The sequence below is a fragment of the Granulicella pectinivorans genome (assembly GCF_900114625.1).
Lineage (GTDB): Bacteria > Acidobacteriota > Terriglobia > Terriglobales > Acidobacteriaceae > Edaphobacter > Edaphobacter pectinivorans.
This window is the reverse complement of the sequence record NZ_FOZL01000001.1, coordinates 4,116,708-4,138,463: the sequence shown is the minus strand read 5'-3', so window position 1 is coordinate 4,138,463 and position 21,756 is coordinate 4,116,708. Positions and strand designations below refer to the sequence as shown.

Sequence of the window (21,756 nt, the reverse complement as noted above, 5' to 3'; positions counted from 1 at the left end):
CTATACACTCGCCATGGTTTTCACCGCATGGAGTTCGATGGCTTGCTCGAGCCACTCAATCCAGGCATCAAGACCGATCCGGGTCTTTGCGGAAAGGAGAAAGATCATCGCATTGGGATTGACCTGCCTCACGTTCGACTCCAGTTCCTGCAAATCGACATCTGAGGCTTCCGCCAAATCAATCTTATTGATGAGGACGACGTTGGCCTTGTTAAACATGATGGGATACTTCTTCGGCTTGTCAGCTCCCTCCGCAACACTGCAAACCACAACGCGAAGACTCTCGCCAAGGTCGAACGATGCCGGGCAGATCAGGTTGCCGACATTCTCAATCACCAGGAGATCGAGTTCTTCGATGGAGAAGGCGTCGAGGGCGCGCGCAACCATACGTGCATCGAGATGACAGACCGTTCCTGTGGTGATTTGGTGGGAGCGTACACCGAGCGCTTGGATCCGTTGTGCGTCGAGATCGGTCTGGAGATCGCCCTCGATGACTGCCAGGCGGCGACGGCCGCTAAGTGCCTTGATCGTCGCCTCGAGCAGGGTGGTCTTACCTGCGCCCGGCGCCGACATCAGATTCACGACCAGCAGGTTCCGCTCTGCAAATTGCAACCGGTTCCTTTGCGCGGTCTCCTGGTTTGCATTCAGGACATTTGTTTGGACAGGTACTCGTTCCATTGCAGTCGCTCCTCTTCTGTTTCTATCTCGATATATTCGATCCGCAGATCCTCGCCGGAGACGATCTCCATGGGAAAGCCACACGTCGCGCAAATCAAGCACAGCCCACCGATAGGCTTGGTGTTTGCGTCGCAGACGACGCAACGCACGATCATCGGAACGAACTCAATCTCCAATTGGGCGTGTTCGGCGAGAGTGCCTTTGCAGACGATCTCGAACGCGAACTCGAGTGCCTCTCGTACGATCGTCGTGAACTCACCAAGGAGGAGCTTGATCAGCGTAATACTGCATGCTCGCTGCGCTCGTGCCTTCTCCTCAACCAACTCGACGATGCCCTCTGCGACGGAGATCTCATGCATGCCAGGGTACCCCCGTCTGCTCGCCAGGTGCGACATGCATCCACCACAACTGCGGCGGCGTCGATCCCTCGCGTGGGTCACAGGCGATGCCGTGATCCACAAGGAGCTGTGCGATGGTCTTTGCCGCTTCCGTTGCGCTCCCGAGCACTTCGGGACTCATCCCTTCAGCGTAGCGGCACGATGTAGGATTTACGCCGAGCACGATGAGTTCGGTTGGCGCGAATCCCGCCAGTCGGAGGTGGGCGAGAGACTCCCATAGACCGGGATCGTGGCCAGTGATGCGCAGCTTGGCACGCTGGCTGACGAAGTCCTCTTCGCTGAACATGGAGAGAGTTCCTGACGGTAGGTCGGCGTGGACGGCATCGACGACGACGACAAGCTCACGGTCGTAAAGGTACGGCGCGAGATCGAGCCCTGGCGTGCCAAGATCGAGTACCTCAACCTCCGGCCCACACCGATAGGCGCAGCGAAACGTCTCTACAGCCAGTGGTCCGAAGCCGTCATCGCCGAGAAAGACATTGCCTAGGCCGATGATGGAGATGGATGGTATCGCATTGTTGTCGAGGATAGTCACTGTACCTTCACCTGCGCGATCTCCTTGCCGGTCGCATCGAGCGTATGGCAGGAGCAGGCCATGCATGGATCGAAAGAATGGACCGTGCGCAGGACCTCGAGTGGCTTCTCTGCGTCGACCACCGGATTGCCGATGAGCGAAGTCTCGTAAGGGCCGGGAACGCCCTTCTCGTCACGCGGGCTCGCATTCCAGGTGGTGGGCACGACCGCCTGATAGTTGGTGAAAGCTCCGTTCTTGATGACGACCCAGTGTGAGAGAGCGCCACGCGGCGCCTCGTGCATCCCCATGCCCATCATCTCGCCAGTGGGGAACTGGGGCACGTTGTACGTGGTATGGTCGCCGTTCAGGATATTGGTGGTGAGCAGCTCAAGGTGTTCAAGTGCGAGGTCGGCAAGCATAGAAGAGCGGATCGAACGTGCAAGGTATCGTCCCATGGTGGACTGCATATCGTTTGTTGTGACCTTCAAGCCATGAACGGAGGCGATCCCTTTGAAGGCTACGTCTGTCCACTTGCGCGTGAGTGGATGACCGGCTGCATAGCCTACGAGAACGTTGGCGAGTGGGCCGACCTGCATCGGGTTGCCGTCATAACGTGGCGCCTTGACCCATGTGTACTTTGCTTCTTCTTGGAAGTCGGTATAGTCCGGAATGGTCTCGCCTTTGTATGGTTCCAGGGGCCCGCCACCTTTGTACCAGGCATGGGTTGAGTCTTCAGTGACCGCCTTGCGGAAGGATTCATCTTTCCAGTTCAAGATAGGCTTCATGCTGCTGAGATCTCCGCCCATAATGACACCGCCCGGCAGATCGAATTTCGTGGCCTTCGCATCGAGAGGAAGATCCGGCACCGCGAGATAGTTTGCAACGCCACGGCCGTACTTGAAGTACTCAGGGTATGAGGCAGCGAGCAGGCAGTTATCGACGAGGAAAGCCTGCTGCACGAACGGAATGAGATCCTCTAGGATAGCCTTGAGCATTCCGAGCCGATCCATATTCATGGTTGCGAGACTGTTGAGGTTGATGGCGTTCATCACGCCGCCCACCGCAAGGTTTTGGATATGCGGTGTTTTACCTCCAAGGATCGCGACGACTTGGCAGGACTTGCGTTGGAAGTCCAGTGCCTGCAGGTAGTGGGAGAAAAGAATGAGGTTCAACTCTGGGCTGAGCCGCATGGCCGGATGACCCCAGTATCCATGCGAAAAGATTCCAAGCTGGCCACTCGCGACAAGCCCCTTCACCTTGTTCTGCACTGTCTCGAGCTCGCGCCGGGAGTTTCCTTTCCACGAACTAGCACCCTCCGCGATTGATGCCGCCTTGGCTGTATCCGCCTTGGGAATTTGCATGATGTCGACCCAGTCCAGTGCGGATAGATGATAGAAATGCACGATGTGATCGTGCAGGGCATGACAGATAAGAATCAGGTTGCGGATGTATTGCGCATTGGGAGGGATTTCGAGCGTGAGCGCGTCTTCCACTGCGCGAACCGAGGCCATGGCGTGAACCGTCGTGCATACTCCGCAAAAGCGTTGGGCGAAGACCCAACCCTCACGTGCGTCGCGACCACGCAGAATGGCTTCAAGGCCACGCCACATCGTGCAACTCGCCCAGGCCTTATTGACGATGCCGTCTTCAACTTCGACGTCGATGCGAAGATGACCTTCAATGCGAGTCACGGGGTCTATGGAGATACGGGCCATCAGATCCCTCTTTCAAGTGGTGCGGTTTGGTGTGGGTGGGTGTTGGACTGGGGCATCAGCTTGTGTGGCCAGCGAAAGGGACGGAAGCTGTGATCCCATGTGCTGGCCTCCCCAGGCAGAACCGCAAAGTAGTTGACGGCGAGGGTGAAGGCTACGCATCCGAGTGCGATGTAACCTGCGGCCATCACGATCTCCGGAGCTGAGGGGAAGTAGGCCGTGCTGCGATCGGGCTCATAGGCAATGGATGTTGGGATAAAGCGGTAAGCCATTCCTCCCACGCAGGCTAGCGCAGACATGTTGAGCAGCGATCGTGGTGTCCCACGCAGGCGCCGAAAGCAGAGAGCGACGGCGGGTGCAGCGATCAGAATTGTCTCAGCTAAGAATAGAAAGCTCATCCGGTCGAAGGCGAACACAGCAGCGAGTTGATGCCGCCATAAGAGATCGCAAAACTGGATCGTGAGAAAGACGAAGGATACTCCGGCGAGTATTTGAGCGAGCTCGTTGAGAATGCCCGCATCGAGAGATCTTCGATAGCGGAGGCAAGCGATCATGAGGAGAAGGATGGTGAAGGCGATGCCGCACAAGCCTGCCGCGATAAGGTAGAGCAAAGGCATGACGGGTGTCTGCCACAAAGGATTGATCTTCGTGCCGGCCAGAAGTAGAAGACCGCCCAGAGAAGATTGATGCATCAGCGGTATAACGTAAGCTCCGACGAGGAAGAACGGATAGACTTTGCGGATGACCGGGGAGAAGTGACGAAGAAAGGCACGACTCTTCTCGTTCCCGGTGTAGTAAAGCCGCTCGAGAAAAAGAGGGAGAATTTCGAAGGATAGGAATAAGGCGCAATAAAGTGGCATGCAAATAGAGATCTCGAGCATCGCCGACCCGCTGTTCCAACGCCATGGAAGGAGGGCACTGTAGAAGTTCCAGGGACGCCCGACATCGAAGCCCAGAGCGATAAGACCTGTGGAGTAAAAGAGGAAACCCGAGACCAGTGCGGTTCGCATCACGACGTGCAGCCTCTGCCGGTCGAAGACCCACGCCGCTATTCCGAGCGCCAAAGGGCCTGAGCCGAGTGCGGTGAGCGTCATGACGTTGTAGGTCTTCCAGATGCCCCAGGCATAGACGTCGTTCATCCCTGAGAATGGTCCAAGTGGAGAGACGAAGCGGAGTGCCGCTAACCCCAGACCGAGTGCTGCAATGGCGATGAGCACGAAAAGAAGTGGGCTGAGCACGGGTCCGCGCGTGACTGGCACACCGCACTGCCAGTGATTGATGAGAGTCGTGCCCCTCTTGTCCTCTGTGGGTGTGGTCGGTGTCATAGCTGGTCGGGATACCCTGTCTTCTTCTCTTGTGTCAATCGTTCCAACTCGTGGCGCTTCCAGTTGCGCCGGATGAAGAAGCCCAGAAGACCCGCCACAGCGACGGGACCGCCAAGCCATTTATAGAGAACCGAGGTGACCTTGGTGGCGTAGTGCCCAATCGAGGTGTTGCCGAGTTTAGGGAGACCGATCTTTTGAAAGGAAACGCCGGAAAGATACAGCACCTGCGTACCGCCTGCCTCATGCTCTCCGTAAACGCGCTGCTCGAAGTACTTGTCCGGCGTTGCTGTGATGCGGTCTTTAGCTTTGCTGAGCAGATCGACTCGCTTACCGAAGATCACAGCACCCGTTGGGCAGGCTGCCGTGCATGCCGGTTCGAGGCCTTCGACGAGACGTTGGTCGTAACAGAACTCGCACTTGACGATCTTGGGGTTCCAGTTCTCCCACTGGAATTGCGGCACTTCAAAGGGACAGGCGACCTCGCAGTACCGGCAGCCAATACACAGAGAGCTGTTCCATGTCACAGCTCCGAGATCACGCTTCACGAGCGAACCGAAGGGGCATCCGGTTACACACGCCGGGTCGAGACAGTGCATACACTGCTTCTTCACGAAAGCGAACTCATCCGTCTGTGGATCCTCGTAGAGTTCGATGATGTTCTTTGTCTTGGCATTCAGTCCGGTCGGCATGTCCCAGATACCGCCTGAGAGTGTAGTGTCCGTGGGTAGACCATTGGCCTCGTTGCACGCAGGCATGCAGGCTTTGCATCCGGTGCAGATGGTGCTGTCGTAGAGCATTGCAATCGCGTCGGGAGCGGCAACAGGATGAGCCGGATGTTCTTCGGTTGACGCTTGAGCCGGCTTGGGCAACACCGCGGCTGCGATGGCGCCACCCAGTCCGGCGGCTACCTTGAAAGCCTGGCGTCGCGTGAGCGGAGCGGTCATGCGTCGTCTCCCGGTTCTGAATTGGATGGTGTCGAACCTGGGGGGCCGTCGTAGCCCTGTTCCTTCGAGAACTTGCGCGACGCCACGTACCCTGCACCGGCAAGCGCGCCAACACCCAGTCCAACGAGTCCTGTCGCAAGGGGACTCATGCTGCCATGTGTTGTGGTGATAGGGGCGAAGCTGGTTGGCGGAGCCGCGATGGTATGCAACTGGACAACCTGAAACATCGGAATACGGAACGCGACGCTCTTTTCCGTGCAGCCGATGCATGGTGCCCCAATGCCGATGGGCCACACATCGGGAATTTCATTGAAGTGCCGCGTCGAACAGCCCGCATGTGTCTCAGGACCTTTGCAGCCCATCTCGTAAAGACACCAGCCTTCCCGATGCCCTTCATCGCCATACTGTTTTACGAAGTTGCCCGCATCGAAGTGTGCTCGCCGTGTGCAATGTTCATGAATGTCGCGATCGAAGGCAAACTTGGGTCGTCTGAGTTCATCCGCCTCCGGTAGCGTACCGTTCGACGCGTACTGCAGCAGCACACCGAGGAGCGTATAGGGATTCGGCGGGCAACCCGGGATATTGACAATCGACTTGTTCGGAAGAAGATCGGCGACGCCGACTGCGCCGGTCGGATCGGGATCCGCAGAGGGTATGCCGCCCCAGGAAGCACAGGACCCGATCGCAACGATCGCGGCAGCCTTGCCACCGATGTCCGCAAGAACATTCAGAGCGGGTCGACCCGCCATCTTCATGTAAATCCCTTGATCCTTGGTGGGGATCGATCCCTCGACTACGAGGATGTACTTGCCCGCATATTTCTTCACGGCCTCATCCAGCGCCTGCCGTGCCTGTAAACCAGATCCTGCCATCAACGTCTCGTGGTATTCGAGCGATATGATGTTCAGGATCAGATCGCCAAAGTCCGGATGTGATGTTTGTAGAAGAGATTCCGTGCAGCCCGTGCAGTCTTGAAAGTGAAGCCAGATCACGGGCGGACGGACCACCTTGCCGAGTCCGGCTGCGACCTCCTCCGGCGTCTTCTTTTCCGTAATGGCGAGGCCATACGGTGCGGCAATCATCAGGCTGGAACAGAAGATGAGAAAGGCTCGGCGGCTGATGCCACAACGAAGCAGACGCTCGTCGATTGTTTCAAGAACCTTCGCGGATGCAACCAGAGCATTGGGCATTCTGCCGCCTGAAATTTCTTGAAGGAGAGACTGCTCTTGTCCGAGGGGACAGACCTTGCTTCGACGTGTTCAGCTTAGCCGTATCGCTTCGGCAGTGGATGTATCGCATTGCTCATCCCGTGTGGCTTCGACGCTTTGCAAGTCTTCTTTCTATGGACGTGAGCAAAAGAGCACAGCCTTCCCGTGTGTGTCGACCCATACTCCTGATTAGCGCTTTTGGCTATCCGCAGAGAGTTGACAGAAGCTCTGCGAGACATGCATCTCAGGAGATATGAACGTGGGAAGATACCTTGTAGCTGCTGCAATCACGATCATGAGCGCATCCGGAACCATAGCGGCCCATGCACAAACGGGTGCCGAAACGTACAAGGCCAAGTGCATGATGTGTCACGCCGTGGATGGATCAGCAAGCACGCCTGCTGGAAAGGCGATGAAGGCTATTCCATTCAGCTCGCCCGATCTGGTGAAGGCATCTGACGCAGATCTGATCGCGGCCACTACGAATGGAAAAGGGAAGATGCCTGCCTACACCTCGAAGCTGACGGCACCACAGATCAAGGATGTAGTCGCTTATATTCGAACGCTGCAGAAGTAAGCGAGAGGCAGCATGCCAAATCTGAGTTCGTTCCGAGCGTCCTGGCTGCGCCCATTTCTTTTCTATGGGAATAATTGGTTGAGCCTTCTTGGAGGGGCGGTCACCACCGCCTCGGCCATGGTGCTGGTTGGCTTTTGGGTGGTCGGCTTCTTTGGCCGCAGCGGCTCGGCGAACCCTTATCTTGGCATTCTCTTCGATCTCATTCTGCCGGGTGTATTCGTCGCAGGTCTGGTGCTGATTCTGGTTGGGATTTTGGTTCGGAGGAGCTATCTCCTCTCTACGGATCAGGTTCCGGCCTTCTTTCCTGAGATCAGCCTTAACGATCCGATCTTTCGCCGTGGAATCGATTTTGTGGTGATCGCGACGCTTATCAACTTCATCATCGTGGGCACCGCTTCGTATCGAGGCGTGGCATACATGGACACGGTGTCATTTTGCGGTGCGACCTGCCATGTGATGACACCGGAGTTTACCGCGTATCACATCTCGTCGCACTCGAATGTTGCATGTACCGAGTGTCATGTTGCCCCGGGTACCGCAGGTTACATCCATGCCAAGGTCAACGGCACAAAGCAACTGATGATGGTCCTTGTCCATGATTATCCAAAGCCCATCATGGCAAACAATAAGGTTCCCGTCGCAAGTTCCACCTGTCTCAACTGTCATAGTCCAGAACAGTTTGTCGGGGACAAGATCGCGATCCAGACATCGTTTGCCGATGACGAGACCAACTCGAAGACCTCTTCACTCACAGTCTTGCATGTTGGTGGACGGGACGCGTTCGGCGGCCTCAGTGGTATACATGGGGCGCACATGGGCAAGATCGAATACATCGCAACCGATACCACCAATCAGACGATCCCTTGGGTCGCGAAGACCAACGCGGATAGCTCCGTCACGGAGTTTCTCGCGGACGGTACCAAGAGCAGACCCACGGGAGCGAAACGCTTGATGGACTGCATGGATTGCCATAATCGAGCCGCGCACTCCTTCGACACACCGGAGAATGCACTCAACAAAGACATGGCGCAGGGCAGTCCCAGTGCCTCCTTGCCGTTTGTGCACAAAGAGGGTCTTGCTCTCATCACGGCGAAGTACGTCTCCAGGGAAGATGCGAAGGTACGCATTACGGCGGACTTCGTCACCTTCTACCGCTCGCAGTATCCCGCCATCTGGAATACCCAGCGCCCTCAGATCGACGCCGCCGCGAAAACACTGGTCAACATCTATAGTTCAAATGTCTTCCCGTCGATGAACGTGAAGTGGGGCACGCATCCCAATAACATTGGCCACAACGATTCGCCGGGCTGCTTCCGTTGTCACGATGGAAACCATGCAAGCAAGGCGGCCGTGAGTATTACCAACGACTGTGCCACGTGTCATAACCTCGTGTTTACCGATGAGCTTCACCCGAAGCTCTTGGCAGATCTCGGCATCGCCAAAGCCAACTGATCTTGGTGGAATACTCTCCTCCGTCGTCGGTCCAATAACCCTGGGTGTCCGCCGAGTGCGATGTTACGCGGGATGTTGCGCGCCGGGAGTGGATGCCGATATCCCTGCGTTCGCGGAGAGTCGTATTGCACAGCCGAGAGGAGCTGAGAGTGGAAGACTGGAGATGAAAGAAAATAACTAGAACCCCGGAGGCATTCATGTCCACCCTCGCTTCAGTCGTCGCCGTATACAAGACCCATGAACAGGCAGAGCTGGCAGTCAAGCAGCTTCAAGAAGGAGGCATCCCGATGAAAAACCTCTCGATCGCCGCCAGGGATACCCACACGGATGAGCATGTCGTCGGCTATTACAACGCTGGCGATCGCATGAAGTACTGGGGCAAAATGGGCGCTTTCTGGGGGGGCTTTTGGGGATTGCTTTTTGGTTCCGCAATGTTCGCCATACCCGGGATAGGTCCCATCCTGGTGGCCGGCCCACTCGTCGCCTGGATCGTGGCGGGCCTCGAAGGCGCGGTTGTGGTGGGCGGAGTTGGTGCTATCGGTGCCGGACTCGTCAGTCTCGGCATCCCAAAGGACAGCGTCATTCAATACGAAGTCGCTCTCAAGTCCGATCATTTTGTCTTGGTCGTGAATGGCAGCCACGATGAAGCGATCGAAGCCGAGAAGATCCTCTCCAAGACGCCTCACACGTCGTGCGAGTTTCACGGTGCGCCAGTCTTGGCCGCGTAAAACTGACTGGGTTCCCACGACGGTGCCAACCACCGTCGTGGGTCTTATCAAAAGGAATCACATCATGAAAGCAGCGATCTTCAATGGAACCATGACAGGCAACGGGGAATATCTTCACATTTTGGACGTTCCCCGCCCGGAGATGAAACCTGGATACGTTTTGCTGCGGGTGATCGCCTGTGGCGTCTGTCGCACCGACTTGCATATTGTTCAAAATGATCTAACGCCGCAACGTTTACCCTTGATTCCCGGTCATCAGATTGTCGGGGAGGTCGTAGACGGGGCGAGCGATGTCTCGCCCCTCGGGAGTCGTGTCGGTGTCTCCTGGATGGGCGGCACGGATGGAGACTGTTGGTTCTGTAAGAACTCGATGGAGAATCTGTGCGATCATCCCACGTTTACCGGTTACACCGTGGATGGTGGCTACGCCGAGTTCGTACTCGTCCGTTCAGACTTTACGTTTCCTCTTCCTGACTCGCTTGATGCGGCTCATGTTGCACCTCTGCTCTGTGCCGGGATCATCGGCTTCCGCAGCCTTCGAGTCGCGGGCGTGCAACCCGGAGAGCGAGTTGGGCTCTTTGGCTTTGGCAGCTCGGCCACCCTCATGATTCCAATCCTGCAGTCCTGGGGATGCGAGACGTATGTCGTGACACGCGGTGGTGCCCACCGTTCCATTGCATGCGAACTGGATGCGACGTGGGTTGGAAGAGAAGATGATAGGCCCCCCGTAGTTCTGGATCGCGCGATTACATTCGCACCAAGCGGAAAGGTGATCGTAGATGCACTCGCGAGCTTGCGAAAGGGGGGTGTGGTCGCCATCAATGCAATCCATCTTGACGAGATGCGGGCATTCGACTATGACAAGCTGCTTTGGGGAGAGCGTCAGATTCGCAGTGTATCGAACATGACACGTGCCGATGCCCGTGACTTCCTCAAGATTGCATTCGACCTCAAGATTCAGCCACGCGCGTCCATCTTCTCGCTCGACGATGCGAGCCAGGCCTTGATGGCTGTACGGGATGAGACGGAACATGGCTCTGCAGTGATCGTCGTTTGAGCCACTCAGGCTCACTCTTTTCCGGTAGGGGAAACGACCTTGGCACGCTTTCTCTGATGGGCGGGAGTAGGAAAGTGATCCACGACAACCGGCCTCGTTGCTGTCTGGTGAGGCAGACGATCATGCAGCACTACGTTCAACAGCGCTTTGTGAACGTGAATGCGACCGTTGTAATCGATATAGCCCAGCTTGCGGAAGTTGTTCATGAATTTGCTGACACGAGAACGTGTCGTACCGATCATGTCGGCGAGCGCCTCTTGGGTAATGGGAGGAATCATGGTCTCCGGCTCACCCGGCTTACCGAACTCCGCCATGATGAGCAGAGTGCGTGCCAGTCGCTTCTCGCTGTTATTGAAGAGTTGATCGATGAGGTCTTCCTGAGTTCTCACGCCACGAAGCAGGACGAACTTAAGGAAGATATCTGCAAATTCATGTTGCTCGTGCAGCAGCAGAACCATCTCTTTGCGGCTCAGCTTCAAAGCTTTGCACGGAGTGACGGCCGCGGCCGTCGCGAGGTGAACTTCGGTCTGTCCCGCCAGTGACTCCTCTCCGATAAAGTCTCCGGGAGAAAGAAGTGTCACCGTTGCCTCCTTGCCTCGCTTTGAGACAACGGTCAGTTTGGCTCTTCCTGAGTCGAGAAAGAAGATTCCATCCGCAGGGTCGCCCTGCGAGTAGAACACGTGTCCTGCTTTTACCTGGATCATCCTGTGCGTAACTCCAGCCGCAGCAAGAAATCGGGCTGGATCAAACTGTGTGCGTCGGGTACCGGGCATTGATCCCTCTTTGTCGTCTTACCTGCAGTGAGATGCACTCAAAAGAGAGAGGTGCAGCATCGCTCCTTCATTTATCGCGGTAAATACACGAAATGTCTGTACAAGTCTGCTCACCCGGCAGGCTCTCCAAACGGTTCAGTTCAGCAGAATGGATTGTTGATACGCAGACGACTGCGGTAGAGAGCAATCGGACTCAGCATTGAGCCGTCAGTCAGATCAGACTTATTCCAGCCGGCATCTTCGACCGCCTCAAGCATGGAATCTGGCGGAATGAGTTGTACTCCTTTACCAGCAGAGATAACGGCAAGCCGCACGGGCTCGAAACGAGACGAGGCGCTGCACATAAACGGCGGGTGCAGTGTCATTCATGATCGTAAGGACGAACAAGGAGATGGCGATGCTCGACATACTGGCGACGATCCACAACAGGCATTCGATGCGAGGAGCCTTTGATCTAGGTCGTCCTGTCTCACCGGAGACGCAGGAAAAGATTCTGCAAGCTGCTCAATGGGCCCCGACACCGACCAACATGCAGAACTTCGAAATGATCGTGGTGAACTCCGCAGACCAGCTCGATGCAATCGGGAAGATACCTGCCGATATGTCTGAGCAGTTTCTCCGTGAGACCTACGCGCTTCTTTCCTTCACAGAGACAGAGCTGGCAGCAAAGCGGACAGGAATGCTTGCGAGTTCGTTCCCTCTTGCTTGGACAAATCCCGAGGCATGGAATCCCGAGGCTGATGCACGATCGCAACTCACATTTTTGGACCGGACAATCGGGGAGACGCCATTGCTGATGTTCGTCCTATATGACGGAAGCCGCCGCGCCCCAGGTTCTGATGCAGACACGGTGGGCCTTATCAGTCTCGGCTGCGTGATGGAGAACATGTGGCTCGCCTGTGAGTCTCTGGGGCTGGGCTTTCACGTTCTTACTGTGGTGAGCGACGGTGCGGTCGAGAAGCAACTCAGAAGCTTGATGCACATACCCGTGCAGATGAAGATCGCATTCGCCTGCAGCATCGGCTATGCCGCGCAGCAAACCGCTCCCGATACGCGCGTTCGACGCTTGCTGAAGGACTTCGTTCACTACAACAAGTTCGATGCAAGAGCTTGAAAGCTCCGTCGAACTCAGCGCTGGATAGCTCCCGGCGACCTCTCCATATCCGGATGAGATGCGGGGCATCCATGCTGGCCATGAGGCTATCTACGATCATGGTGGATAGATGTGATCTATGGCTGACTCCCGGCGTTGATCTCCGCCGACAGCCGGCGAGACCTCCTCTTCAAGACTTCACGGCGTCGAGCGGAGGCAAGGTTGCCCCATGGAGTTCGAACGACTCGTGATGCGTATCTTCAATGACCCGTGCCGCTCGGAGTGCCGTGTCGGGAGTGCCATGGACGATGAGCAGAAGCTTGTCTGCTTGTAAGGCTTTCTCATACCTCCCCGCGCTGTCTTTGGGAATCCCGATACTCGCAAGACCCGCCCCAAGCGCGCTCAACCCGCCAAAAACAACCGCCCCTTCTAGGATCGCGACGATCCACGAGACGAGTGGACCGGCCAGCACGACGGGCCCAATGCCTGGAATGGCGAACAGCGCGGTATCGAAGATCAATCCCCAGATCGCACCGAAGAATGCTCCCCTCGCACCCCAATAGCGCATCCTATTGCCGCTGCTATAGTAGCCGGTAACGGCCTCCTTTCCTGGTGTCTCTCTCGCTGCGAGAGAGACACTCTGCATATCAATACCTGCAAGTTCAAGGTCTCGCACCGCTTGTTCTGCCAGTCCCTGCTTCTGAGAGATTGCGACGACGGAGTCTGTTCTGTACATGGAGTAACCTCTCGATACAACATAGTGTTCGCTGTCGATAAAGCTTCCGCTGAGCAATCTGAAACAGCTCCGCCAACTGAACCGGGACGAACGGGAGGCAAGTGAACAACTGGATGAATACCTTGCGAATCCTTCATGGCTGATAGAGGATGGTTCGGTTCTTCGCCACTACGCTTCCGTCTGTAAGAGTGTTTCGCCGATAGCGTCTGCTAAGGACTCGGAGTCGAGCGAACCGTCATAGCGTTGGTCGTCGATGAACAACGTAGGCGTTCCATTGACTCCATTCCGGACGCCACCTTCGAAGTCGTCGAGGACCTTGTGTCGGTACGTCTTCGCGTTGAGCGCAGTGTCCAGTTCTGTGCTGGAGAGCCCCAACCTGTTGGCCAGGTCAAGCAGGAGGGACCCCGACAAAATAGCCTGGTTCTCGATGAGCAGATCATGCATCTCCCAGAACTTGCCATGCGCACCGGCGAACTCAGCAGTCTCGGCCGCAGCCTCCGCCCACGGATGCATTTCACGGAGCGGGAAGTTGCGGAAGACGAAGGAGAGACGCGATCCAAAGTGTCGTTGTAGCTTCTTGATCACTGGCTGAAGCTGGGCGCAAGAGGGGCACTCGTAGTCGCCATATTCGACGAGGCTGCAGCCTGCCTCTGGATTGCCCTGGACGTGCTCGTCCGGACCGATGGAGATAGAAAGTCTGGTCATATTGATGTCTCCTAGACAACCGCAATCATATGTCGCTTTGCAATGACTTCGATCTCGGGCTGGGTCAATGCCGACAGATCGACCGTTTCCGTCGCGATGATGTGTCGCGCCACGGCGTGGTAATGGCTCTTCAAATATTCGATAAGGAATTCAACAGCGCTACTTTTGCCTGTGCCATGGCCGATCATCACGATCTCATCGGCAGGCAGCAGTTCTTTCGCAATATCCTCGTAGAACGATATCTCTTCCGGAACGCGTTCGCCCTTGTAGTGGGCCTCCTTGCGATGGATGAGGTGATGGTGAAACCCGAAGGGATCATAGGGATGAAGTGTCTTTTCATCGACAGGGAGGGACCTGTTGAAATCTTGGTAAAGATGCGCAGCATGATGATCGATGACGACGATCATGCGGCAGGGCTGCGCGGATGCATCCTCTGTAACCTCTGGGCCTGCATCACGCAGGAACTTGCGGAGTCTTGCGACTTCTTCAACGGCCAACTCATGTGTATGAGGACGCTTGAAGAAGGTCCTCTGTGTTCCCACGAGAAAAACGAACTCGTCGCTGTTGCGTGGTTGGACCTCACCGAGCTGGGAGACTAGCTCAACCGCTTCATTCCAGCTAAGGTTGCGCGGCAGTTTCCCGCTAAGTAGGCTCTGGTGCAGTAATGCAAGGTCATGGCGAAGATGCAGGCTCATTCCCTGAGCATGGCAGCAGGGCGACAAGCAAGCTGTGTCGCTTTGCTCACGCCCATGCCGCATTGTCGAGCGCTTGAGCAAAAGCGCACAGCGGCTTCTCTCGAGAGAGAGGACGATGGAGACGCGGATCACCGGACAGGTCGAACCAAGGAGAACTCATGCCTGACACACTTGCAATTCACTTTGCCCCCACGAAGATTCTCGTTCCAATCGACTTCAGTGTTTCCTCGCAGGCAGCTCTAAACACAGCCACTGGCTTGGCGCAGCATTTTCACGCCGAGATCTATCTGCTGCATGCGATACCCATGATCCCCATCACGACGGGAGTTGAGTTTCCGACAACGTTTTATCCTGCTGAGGAGTTTCTCGAGACAGCTATCATGCAGGCGAATAACAGGCTCAGCGAGATGGCATCTGTTCTCACGTCCTTGGGCATCGAAGCGAACTTTGGTGTCGAGGTGGGTAACGATATCGTGGCCCCAGTCTTGATGGTGGAGCAGCGTGAGGGAACTGACTTGATGGTGATCTCCACCCACGGTATGTCTGGTTGGCGCCCGATGATCTTCGGATCGACCGCCGAGAAGATCCTTAAACTCGCCCAGTGTCCAGTGCTGCTTCTCCGCAGTGCAAAGCCAGGTGTAGATGAGACCGAAACGGAATCGTAGTCTTCAGTCCTGAGGATGCTGCACATGATCGATCTTGCTTTTGAGATGCCGATGAAGAGACTTGGAATTTTCTGGTGGGCCTTCGCGGCACGCGGAGGTCTCGCTATCCTTTTTTCTGCCGTCCTTCTTTACACCGGGAGTCTCTTCGGGAGTATCTTCCTGGATCCCATCATGTTCGTGGCACTGGGCATGCTGCTTGGCTTCTACATCCTCGGGAACGGAGTTCTGCTCGGGGTGGCCGCCGGCTATGCCGCTGAGCATCGGATAGGTCTCTGGAAAGTCCTCCTCGCCGAGTGTATCTTCACCACAGCGTTGGGGACCTACATTGGTTTTACCTTGATCATGTCTTCCGTGTCACTGGCGTGGCTAGCGGGTTTGCATGCGTTTGGGACCGGTTGCTTCCTCGCAGTTCTCGCTTACAAGCTGCGCGCGAATAGACTCTATGGACTGCTCCTCGCCTCGGCGGGTCTTCTATCCTTGTGTGTTGGAACCTTGTTCTTAGGCAATCGCTACGCCGCAACGCGAAGCGCAACCGAGTGGCTGGCTGCGTTTGAGCTTTTTTATGGCTTGAGCATGCTTTTGTTCGCTTTCTGCCTTCACCGATGTCAAGCCCCCACCTCTCTAACGCTCGGCATCTCAGGGGTGGCAGCTCACCAGTCGGAAGGCTAGGCCATCATCGGTGCTGACCGTCAGCGATCTTCCATGCTTCACGCTTCACTGTGTCGTCGAGTGCGGCGATCTCTTCGCAGAGCCGATTGCGGGAACTGGCGTCGCGGAACCCTTGATGTGACATATTGCTCTCAATGCTCTGCTTCTCAGTGAGAAGTTCTTTGAGCCGTAGCCGGTCGTGTTGCACTTCTTGAAGCGCTTGATCGTCCCGTGTTTCTTCGGTCCCACTGCAAGGGAGTGTCATGATTGGTCTACCTCATACTCTAGGATTGCATCGGAGCATTGCTTCGCTTAGGCTTTCACTTCGGTCCCGCATGCGCTGTGCAATCGGACACAGCCTGTCCAACGCACCGAGAGCAGAATCATATTTGGGCTCCCTGTTTCTCGTCTCGCTGGGGTGTCCATCCATCTCGGTACAGGTCAGGCGGGTTCCATGCAGATGCAAAACGCGTTTCCTAAGTCATACGTGCTCCTGCCGTCAGGCACTTTGGTCGTCGAACCGAATCCTGGATTGCTAGCGTCTCGCGCCCTGTTGCTAGCCGCTGCCGAAGACTATGTAGCTATCGTGGAAAGCAGCGTGCCGCCAGCGAAATATGAAGGTGTTCATGTCAACATGGCGGTACTGAGCCATAGTTTGGGCAAGAAGCTGCTCGCCTCCTTGACGGCCAATGTGCGCACTCATTGGCCACACGCCCGAATTCTCATCATTGGAAATGCAATGGAATATCTGGATGAGAGTCGCTACGATATCGCGATCGGGGAGCATTGCCGGCCAGAGGTGTTACTCGAAACTCTGTATCAACTCTCGCGTGGAATCGGAATACCTCGCGGACCAGCGGACCACCGGGTCTTGTTTCTTGCTGCAGGTAAGCGAGTCCGCTACGTGCGTGCCAGCTCAGAGAGCGACCCAAGCAAACGACTGGAATCGGTTGCCGGAGATGTGCGCAGTGCCCACGACCTTCCCGCTGGAGAACACGCTGTCGGCCTGTACTAAATCGGATCCTCGCCACCGGTTCGCTCATCTTGGCCTTCTAGTCCTCAAGGCTTGATGGTTCTGGCATCCGGGGGGAGTCCATGTCACCGACCGCCCGGATGGCTGGTTTCCATGGATATGGAAGGCGCGTTCTTCATGGACGTCCCACCCTGCATGTGCCGCTTTCGCGCACAGCAGGCCGCTTCCATGACAGAAGAAACTCCCCATCGGTACAATGATCCGACGTTTGCGAGATGCGCGTGAAGCCGCCGAAGCGGTTCAGCCGGCTGATTGGCGCATGTACGGAATACACCGAATAGCCAGGGAGCAATCCATGAAGACGCAAGACCACGCATTACTTCCCGCTGTCATACTCGCAGAATTGGAAGCGGCTGTGGGGCGTGATGGGTTGCTTGTGGAACGCAGCCAACTCCAGACGTACGAATGCGATGGGTTGACAGCCATACGCACGCTGCCCTCTGCGGTTGTGTTGCCGCGTTCCACGGCTCAGGTGCAGGCGGTTGTACAAACGTGCGCTCGCCATAAAATTGCGTTCGTCGCGCGTGGTGCCGGCACAGGTCTTTCGGGTGGCGCGCTCCCAGCGGAGGGCGGTATTGTCATCAGTTTCGCGCGCATGACTGAGATCCTCAACGTCGATCTCGTCAATCAGCGCATGACCGTCCAACCAGGTGTGATCAACAATCACCTGACCGCGCGTGTCGCACCGCACGGGTACTTCTATGCTCCAGATCCATCATCGCAGAGCGTGTGTACCATTGGCGGGAACGTGGCAGAGAATGCGGGCGGAGCGCACTGCCTCAAGTACGGCTTCACCACCACCCATGTGCTTGGGCTCGAGGTCGTGCTGCCGACCGGTGAGAAGGTGCATCTGGGGGCTCCCACGCTGGATGCCCCAGGGTACGATCTCCTTGGTGTCTTTGTTGGTTCGGAGGGCACACTCGGCGTGGCGACGGAGATCACGTTGCGCATCGTCAAGAAGCCCGAAACGGTTCAAGTATTGTTGGCTGCCTTCGACAGCATCGCGTGCGCAGGTCAAACAGTCTCCGATATCATCGCGGCGGCGATTCTTCCCGCAGCCATGGAGATCATGGACCGGCTCTCAATCCAGTCCGCCGAAGCGGCCGTGCATCCGAACTACCCTGTGTGCGAAGCACTGTTGTTGATTGAACTGGACGGCCCTGCAGCGGAGGTCGCGCTCCAGATGGACCAGGTTCGCCAGCTTTGCCGGGACAATGGCGCGTGGGAAGACCGGCTGGCGCACACCGAACGCGAACGCATGCTGGTGTGGAAGGGACGCAAGGCTGCATTCGCCGCCGCCGGAAGGTTAGCGCCGAACTACATCGTGCAGGATGGCGTCATCCCGCGCACCAGGCTGCCCGAGGTCCTCGACAGAATCGCACAGATGTCCCAGGAAGTAGGACTGCAGGTCACCAACGTGTTTCATGCCGGCGATGGCAACCTGCATCCCATCGTGCTTTACGACGCATCGATCCCCGGCCAGGAACAGATTGCCGTGAACCTTTCGCTCGGCATTCTGCGGGTCTGCGTCGATCTTGGTGGTTCCATCACCGGCGAGCACGGCGTAGGACGCGAGAAGCAGGAATCGATGGGCTACATGTATGCCGAACCTGATCTCTCCACGATGCACCGTGTTCGCCACGCCTTCGATCCGGAGAACATCTCGAACCCAGACAAGCTCTTTCCTCGCCCCAGACTCTGCGGTGAAAAGACCGGACCGTATACCCCGCATCCGCTTGAGACTGCGGGTATCGCTGAATATTTTTGACAGGAACGAATCGTAGAAGATGACCTCGATATCGCAACAAAGTGTGATGGAATACGCCGCGTCGATTGCTGGTCTTGAACACGTCGAAGCGACCGGCAGTGCCTGTTCCGTTGCGCCGGCAGACGCTCAACAGGCCGCGCATCTCCTTCGCTACGCCAATGAGAAGGGTCTGGTGGTCTGCATCGAGGGGGCCGGGACCAAGTCCCCATGGCTGGATGAGGCGCCGGCCGAGATACGGCTTCGTACCTCGCGCATGAATCAGGTGCGTGAACACACATGGCAGGATATGACCTGCAGTGTGGATGCTGGATGTGGCTGGCAGTCCATGCAGTCGACGCTTGCACAGCATGGCCAGCACGTCGCGCTCGATCCTCTGTGGCCGGAGCGCGCGACCGTCGGTGGCGTGCTTGGTGCCAACGATTCCGGCAGCCTTCGCCTGCGGTACGGCGGACTGCGCGATCTGGTCATCGGTATGACGATCGTACTCGCCGACGGCACCGTCGCACGCAGCGGCGGTAAGGTCGTCAAGAACGTCGCAGGCTACGATCTTCCGAAGCTTCTGTGCGGATCCTTCGGTACGCTTGCTCTTATCACGGAGGTCACGTTCCGCCTGCACTCCATCGCACGCCACAGCAGCAGCATCACGGTTTTAGCAGCCAGTGCGGAGCCGCTGAACGATCTGCTGCTGCGTCTGCTGGACGCGCACTTCAGTGTGCAATCCATGCAACTCCGTGCGCACAAGCAAGCATTCGCTCTGGATGTACGGCTCGCTGCCTTGCCGGAGGTCGCGTCCACGCAACAGGATGGAGTGATCGCGATGGCAGAGAGCACGGGACTGAAGACCGAACCCTCGCACGCCGGAGCGTGGGCCGCGCGCGAGAACTTATTTGCCGGTGCCCGTTTCGTGGTGAAAGCGACGTTGTTACCCAGCGCGATTGGCCGTACGGTGCAGGCGATGCACGACCTTGGCGGAAGCGTGGTTGCGCAGGCGACGGGCATCCTGACAGTCAGCTTTCCGAACAACCCTGACGTGCGCCATCTGACGCATCTGCGTGCCCAACTCGAAGCCGCGGGAGGCTCGCTGACGGTCCTTATCGCAGCCGGGGAAGCGGTTCTCGATCGATGGGGCACACTCCCGTCCAGCTTTCCGGTCATGCGAGCCGTGAAGGAAAACTTCGATCCCAAACGAACTCTCAATCGCGGCAGATTTCTCGGAGGACTCTGATGAGTGAGCTCGTTCAGGTTGGCCTGCCCGGCGCATCCAATTTTGACGCCCATCATCCGCCAGAGAAGGCGCTGATCGACGATTGCGTCCACTGCGGATTCTGCCTTCCTGCGTGCCCGACGTACGTGCTATGGGGTGAGGAGATGGATTCGCCACGCGGTCGCATCTACATGATGAACAAGGTTGCGCAGGGCGAAGCCACGCTGGACCATATCTTCCAGCGGCACATGGATAACTGCCTCGGCTGCATGGCGTGCATGACGGCCTGTCCATCGGGCGTCCAGTACGGCAAACTGATCGAAGATACCCGCGCACAGGTAGAGCGAAACATTCCGCGTTCGAGTGCCGATAGTCTATTCCGTAGGATGCTCTTCGCGACCTTCCCCTATGCAACGCGCCTGAGGGTCCTCGCATTGCCCATGCTCGTGTATCAGCGCTCCGGGTTGCAGAGCCTTGTCCGAAAGTCCGGTGTCCTGCAGCGTCTGCCTGAGCGCATGGCAGCGATGGAGGCGCTCCTGCCCCGTGTGCCGGCCACACTCTTGCGAAGGATGCCCGCAAGAGTCTCTGCGGATCGACCGCGGAGACGTGTGGGGATGCTCTCCGGCTGTGTCCAGCAGGTGTTCTTCTCGCATGTCAACCAGGCGACTGCCCGCGTGCTGGCAGCGGAGGGATGCGAGGTGGTCATCCCGCAGGATCAGGCATGTTGCGGTGCGTTGATGGTCCACTCCGGGCTGGAGAAAGACGCCGCCGCGATGGCACGGCAGTTGATCGCGGCCTTCGAGCATGCCGAGGTCGACACCATCGTCGTCAACGCGGCGGGCTGTGGCTCGACCATGAAGGACTATGGCCACATGTTGCGCGACGACCCCGCGTGGGCAGCGCGAGCCGCTGCGTTCAGTGCGAGGTGCCGTGACATCTCGGAAATACTTGCCGAACTCCCACCCCAGGCTCCCCGGCACGCGCTGCCCATGCACGTCGCGTATCACGATGCGTGTCATCTGCGGCATGCGCAGTCCATCTATCAACAGCCGCGCGATGTACTCGCCGCCATTCCCGGCCTCGAAGTGGCGACCGTTGCGGAGGCCGACCTCTGTTGCGGCTCGGCAGGCGTATACAACCTGTTGCACCCGGAGGCGGCGAACATACTGGGTGACCGAAAGGTAAAGAATCTACTGGCCACCAACGCGAGCGTGGTGGTCTCCGCGAATCCCGGTTGCCTCCTGCAACTGATGAGCGGGCTGCGGCGACAGGGAAAGCAGACGATGCCCACGTTCCACATGGTGGAGCTGCTCGATGCCTCGATCCGGAATCTTTCTCCCGAAGAGCTGCTGAGAAGGTCACGCTAGTCCAAAGGGCTGCTGGAATGGCCGTGGTCTTTTCTCCACGCGCCCGGACTCCGGCCCACCCTCTGCCGGAAGGCTCGCACGAAGTTCACGGAAGAGTTCCAGCCCGTCGAAAGGGCGATCTCTTCCACCGAAAGAGCAGAGCCGGATAGAAGCTGTCTGGCGCGCGCGATGCGCTGGTCCTGCAGATATTGGTAGGGCGACTGTCCAAGGCTCCCTTTGAACAGGTGAGCGAAGTGAAAAGCGCTGATTCCGAGTTGCTGGGCGACCTCATCGAGCCGAACGTCGCGATGGAGATTTTCCGTGAGATATTCCATCGCCCGCCGCAGTTGGATCACAGGCAGACCCCCTTTGAAAGGGGGACTGGCAATGGACGTCGCGGCGTACCGGCCCATAAGGTATGCGGAAAGCCTCATGCCCAGAAGATCGGCATAGAGGCTATTGAGCGGCCAGCCCTCCTTGGCCTCGCGTCCCATCTC

Annotated in this window: 23 protein-coding genes; 11 read left to right on the top strand and 12 right to left on the bottom strand. The window is 57.3% G+C overall.

Annotation, left to right across the window (positions count from 1 at the left end):
• From hypB to BM400_RS16610, 7 genes are all read right to left on the bottom strand, one after another.
• Window positions 1-678 (bottom strand): hydrogenase nickel incorporation protein HypB, encoded by a 678-nt coding sequence (hypB, locus tag BM400_RS16640; RefSeq protein ID WP_089840845.1) that lies wholly within the window; start codon window positions 676-678, stop codon window positions 1-3.
• Entirely contained in the window at window positions 645-1,037 is a 393-nt protein-coding gene (gene hypA / locus BM400_RS16635) for a hydrogenase maturation nickel metallochaperone HypA (RefSeq protein WP_175529079.1), read from the bottom strand. The genes hypB and hypA overlap by 34 nt, the downstream gene beginning before the upstream one ends.
• Window positions 1,030-1,611: a hydrogenase maturation protease gene (locus BM400_RS16630; RefSeq protein ID WP_175529078.1), complete on the bottom strand. Its 582-nt coding sequence runs from the start codon at window positions 1,609-1,611 to the stop codon at window positions 1,030-1,032. The genes hypA and BM400_RS16630 overlap by 8 nt, the downstream gene beginning before the upstream one ends.
• Window positions 1,608-3,305 carry a nickel-dependent hydrogenase large subunit gene (locus BM400_RS16625; RefSeq protein ID WP_175529077.1) on the bottom strand — a complete coding sequence of 566 codons (1,698 nt, stop codon included), beginning with the start codon at window positions 3,303-3,305 and terminating at the stop codon, window positions 1,608-1,610. The genes BM400_RS16630 and BM400_RS16625 overlap by 4 nt, the downstream gene beginning before the upstream one ends.
• Window positions 3,305-4,441 (bottom strand): NrfD/PsrC family molybdoenzyme membrane anchor subunit, encoded by a 1,137-nt coding sequence (gene nrfD / locus BM400_RS16620; RefSeq protein ID WP_342714596.1) that lies wholly within the window; start codon window positions 4,439-4,441, stop codon window positions 3,305-3,307. The genes BM400_RS16625 and nrfD overlap by 1 nt, the downstream gene beginning before the upstream one ends.
• Before the next feature lie 182 nt (window positions 4,442-4,623).
• Window positions 4,624-5,571, bottom strand: coding sequence for a hydrogenase 2 operon protein HybA (gene hybA, locus BM400_RS16615; protein ID WP_089840837.1), 948 nt, complete (start codon window positions 5,569-5,571; stop codon window positions 4,624-4,626).
• The gene (locus BM400_RS16610) at window positions 5,568-6,761 is read right to left on the bottom strand and encodes a hydrogenase small subunit (RefSeq protein ID WP_089840835.1); all 1,194 of its coding nucleotides are present in this window, start codon (window positions 6,759-6,761) and stop codon (window positions 5,568-5,570) included. The genes hybA and BM400_RS16610 overlap by 4 nt, the downstream gene beginning before the upstream one ends.
• Before the next feature lie 313 nt (window positions 6,762-7,074).
• Here BM400_RS16610 and BM400_RS16605 point away from each other — a divergent pair, with 313 nt between their 5' ends.
• The 4 genes from BM400_RS16605 (at window position 7,075) to BM400_RS16590 (ending at window position 10,593) form a co-directional block, all read left to right on the top strand.
• The gene (locus tag BM400_RS16605) at window positions 7,075-7,356 is read left to right on the top strand and encodes a c-type cytochrome (protein WP_175529075.1); all 282 of its coding nucleotides are present in this window, start codon (window positions 7,075-7,077) and stop codon (window positions 7,354-7,356) included.
• A 117-nt stretch (window positions 7,357-7,473) separates the two neighbouring features.
• The gene (locus BM400_RS16600) at window positions 7,474-8,808 is read left to right on the top strand and encodes a cytochrome c3 family protein (RefSeq protein WP_245781920.1); all 1,335 of its coding nucleotides are present in this window, start codon (window positions 7,474-7,476) and stop codon (window positions 8,806-8,808) included.
• Between the two features lie 197 nt (window positions 8,809-9,005).
• Window positions 9,006-9,536, top strand: a complete 531-nt coding sequence (locus BM400_RS16595; RefSeq protein WP_089840829.1) for a general stress protein — start codon at window positions 9,006-9,008, stop codon at window positions 9,534-9,536.
• A 64-nt stretch (window positions 9,537-9,600) separates the two neighbouring features.
• On the top strand, window positions 9,601-10,593 hold the full coding sequence (locus tag BM400_RS16590; RefSeq protein WP_089840827.1) for a zinc-dependent alcohol dehydrogenase family protein: 993 nt from the start codon (window positions 9,601-9,603) through the stop codon (window positions 10,591-10,593).
• Between the two features lie 11 nt (window positions 10,594-10,604).
• Here the strand turns inward: BM400_RS16590 and BM400_RS16585 are convergent, their stop codons facing one another.
• A complete protein-coding gene (locus BM400_RS16585) occupies window positions 10,605-11,297 on the bottom strand; it encodes a Crp/Fnr family transcriptional regulator (protein ID WP_342714595.1) in 693 nt (230 codons plus the stop codon).
• Window positions 11,298-11,763: 466 nt separating this feature from the next.
• Between BM400_RS16585 and BM400_RS16580 the strand changes: the two genes are divergently transcribed.
• Window positions 11,764-12,480 carry a nitroreductase family protein gene (locus BM400_RS16580; RefSeq protein ID WP_175529074.1) on the top strand — a complete coding sequence of 239 codons (717 nt, stop codon included), beginning with the start codon at window positions 11,764-11,766 and terminating at the stop codon, window positions 12,478-12,480.
• A 169-nt stretch (window positions 12,481-12,649) separates the two neighbouring features.
• Here the strand turns inward: BM400_RS16580 and BM400_RS16575 are convergent, their stop codons facing one another.
• The 3 genes from BM400_RS16575 to BM400_RS21765 form a co-directional block, all read right to left on the bottom strand.
• Window positions 12,650-13,252: a DUF1269 domain-containing protein gene (locus BM400_RS16575; protein ID WP_245781919.1), complete on the bottom strand. Its 603-nt coding sequence runs from the start codon at window positions 13,250-13,252 to the stop codon at window positions 12,650-12,652.
• Between the two features lie 111 nt (window positions 13,253-13,363).
• Window positions 13,364-13,900: a DsbA family protein gene (locus BM400_RS16570; RefSeq protein WP_089840818.1), complete on the bottom strand. Its 537-nt coding sequence runs from the start codon at window positions 13,898-13,900 to the stop codon at window positions 13,364-13,366.
• Between the two features lie 11 nt (window positions 13,901-13,911).
• Window positions 13,912-14,595 (bottom strand): hypothetical protein, encoded by a 684-nt coding sequence (locus BM400_RS21765; RefSeq protein ID WP_141223977.1) that lies wholly within the window; start codon window positions 14,593-14,595, stop codon window positions 13,912-13,914.
• 158 nt (window positions 14,596-14,753) lie between these two features.
• On the opposite strand from BM400_RS21765, the gene BM400_RS16560 reads away from it, so the two are divergent.
• From BM400_RS16560 to BM400_RS16530, 6 genes are all read left to right on the top strand, one after another.
• Complete coding sequence (locus BM400_RS16560) at window positions 14,754-15,260, top strand: universal stress protein (RefSeq protein WP_089840814.1); 507 nt, start codon at window positions 14,754-14,756, stop codon at window positions 15,258-15,260.
• Between the two features lie 24 nt (window positions 15,261-15,284).
• Window positions 15,285-15,929 carry a hypothetical protein gene (locus BM400_RS16555; RefSeq protein WP_175529073.1) on the top strand — a complete coding sequence of 215 codons (645 nt, stop codon included), beginning with the start codon at window positions 15,285-15,287 and terminating at the stop codon, window positions 15,927-15,929.
• Between the two features lie 433 nt (window positions 15,930-16,362).
• Window positions 16,363-16,923: a hypothetical protein gene (locus tag BM400_RS21760; protein ID WP_141223976.1), complete on the top strand. Its 561-nt coding sequence runs from the start codon at window positions 16,363-16,365 to the stop codon at window positions 16,921-16,923.
• Between the two features lie 313 nt (window positions 16,924-17,236).
• Complete coding sequence (locus tag BM400_RS16540) at window positions 17,237-18,709, top strand: FAD-linked oxidase C-terminal domain-containing protein (RefSeq protein WP_089840808.1); 1,473 nt, start codon at window positions 17,237-17,239, stop codon at window positions 18,707-18,709.
• A 19-nt stretch (window positions 18,710-18,728) separates the two neighbouring features.
• Window positions 18,729-19,934, top strand: a complete 1,206-nt coding sequence (locus tag BM400_RS16535) for an FAD-binding oxidoreductase (RefSeq protein ID WP_089840806.1) — start codon at window positions 18,729-18,731, stop codon at window positions 19,932-19,934.
• Window positions 19,934-21,280 (top strand): (Fe-S)-binding protein, encoded by a 1,347-nt coding sequence (locus tag BM400_RS16530; RefSeq protein WP_089840804.1) that lies wholly within the window; start codon window positions 19,934-19,936, stop codon window positions 21,278-21,280. Before BM400_RS16535 ends, BM400_RS16530 begins: the two co-directional genes overlap by 1 nt.
• Here BM400_RS16530 and BM400_RS22605 read toward each other — a convergent pair.
• Window positions 21,277-21,753, bottom strand: a complete 477-nt coding sequence (locus BM400_RS22605) for a helix-turn-helix domain-containing protein (RefSeq protein WP_245781918.1) — start codon at window positions 21,751-21,753, stop codon at window positions 21,277-21,279. The genes BM400_RS16530 and BM400_RS22605 overlap by 4 nt on opposite strands.
• Window positions 21,754-21,756: the final 3 nt, after the last annotated feature.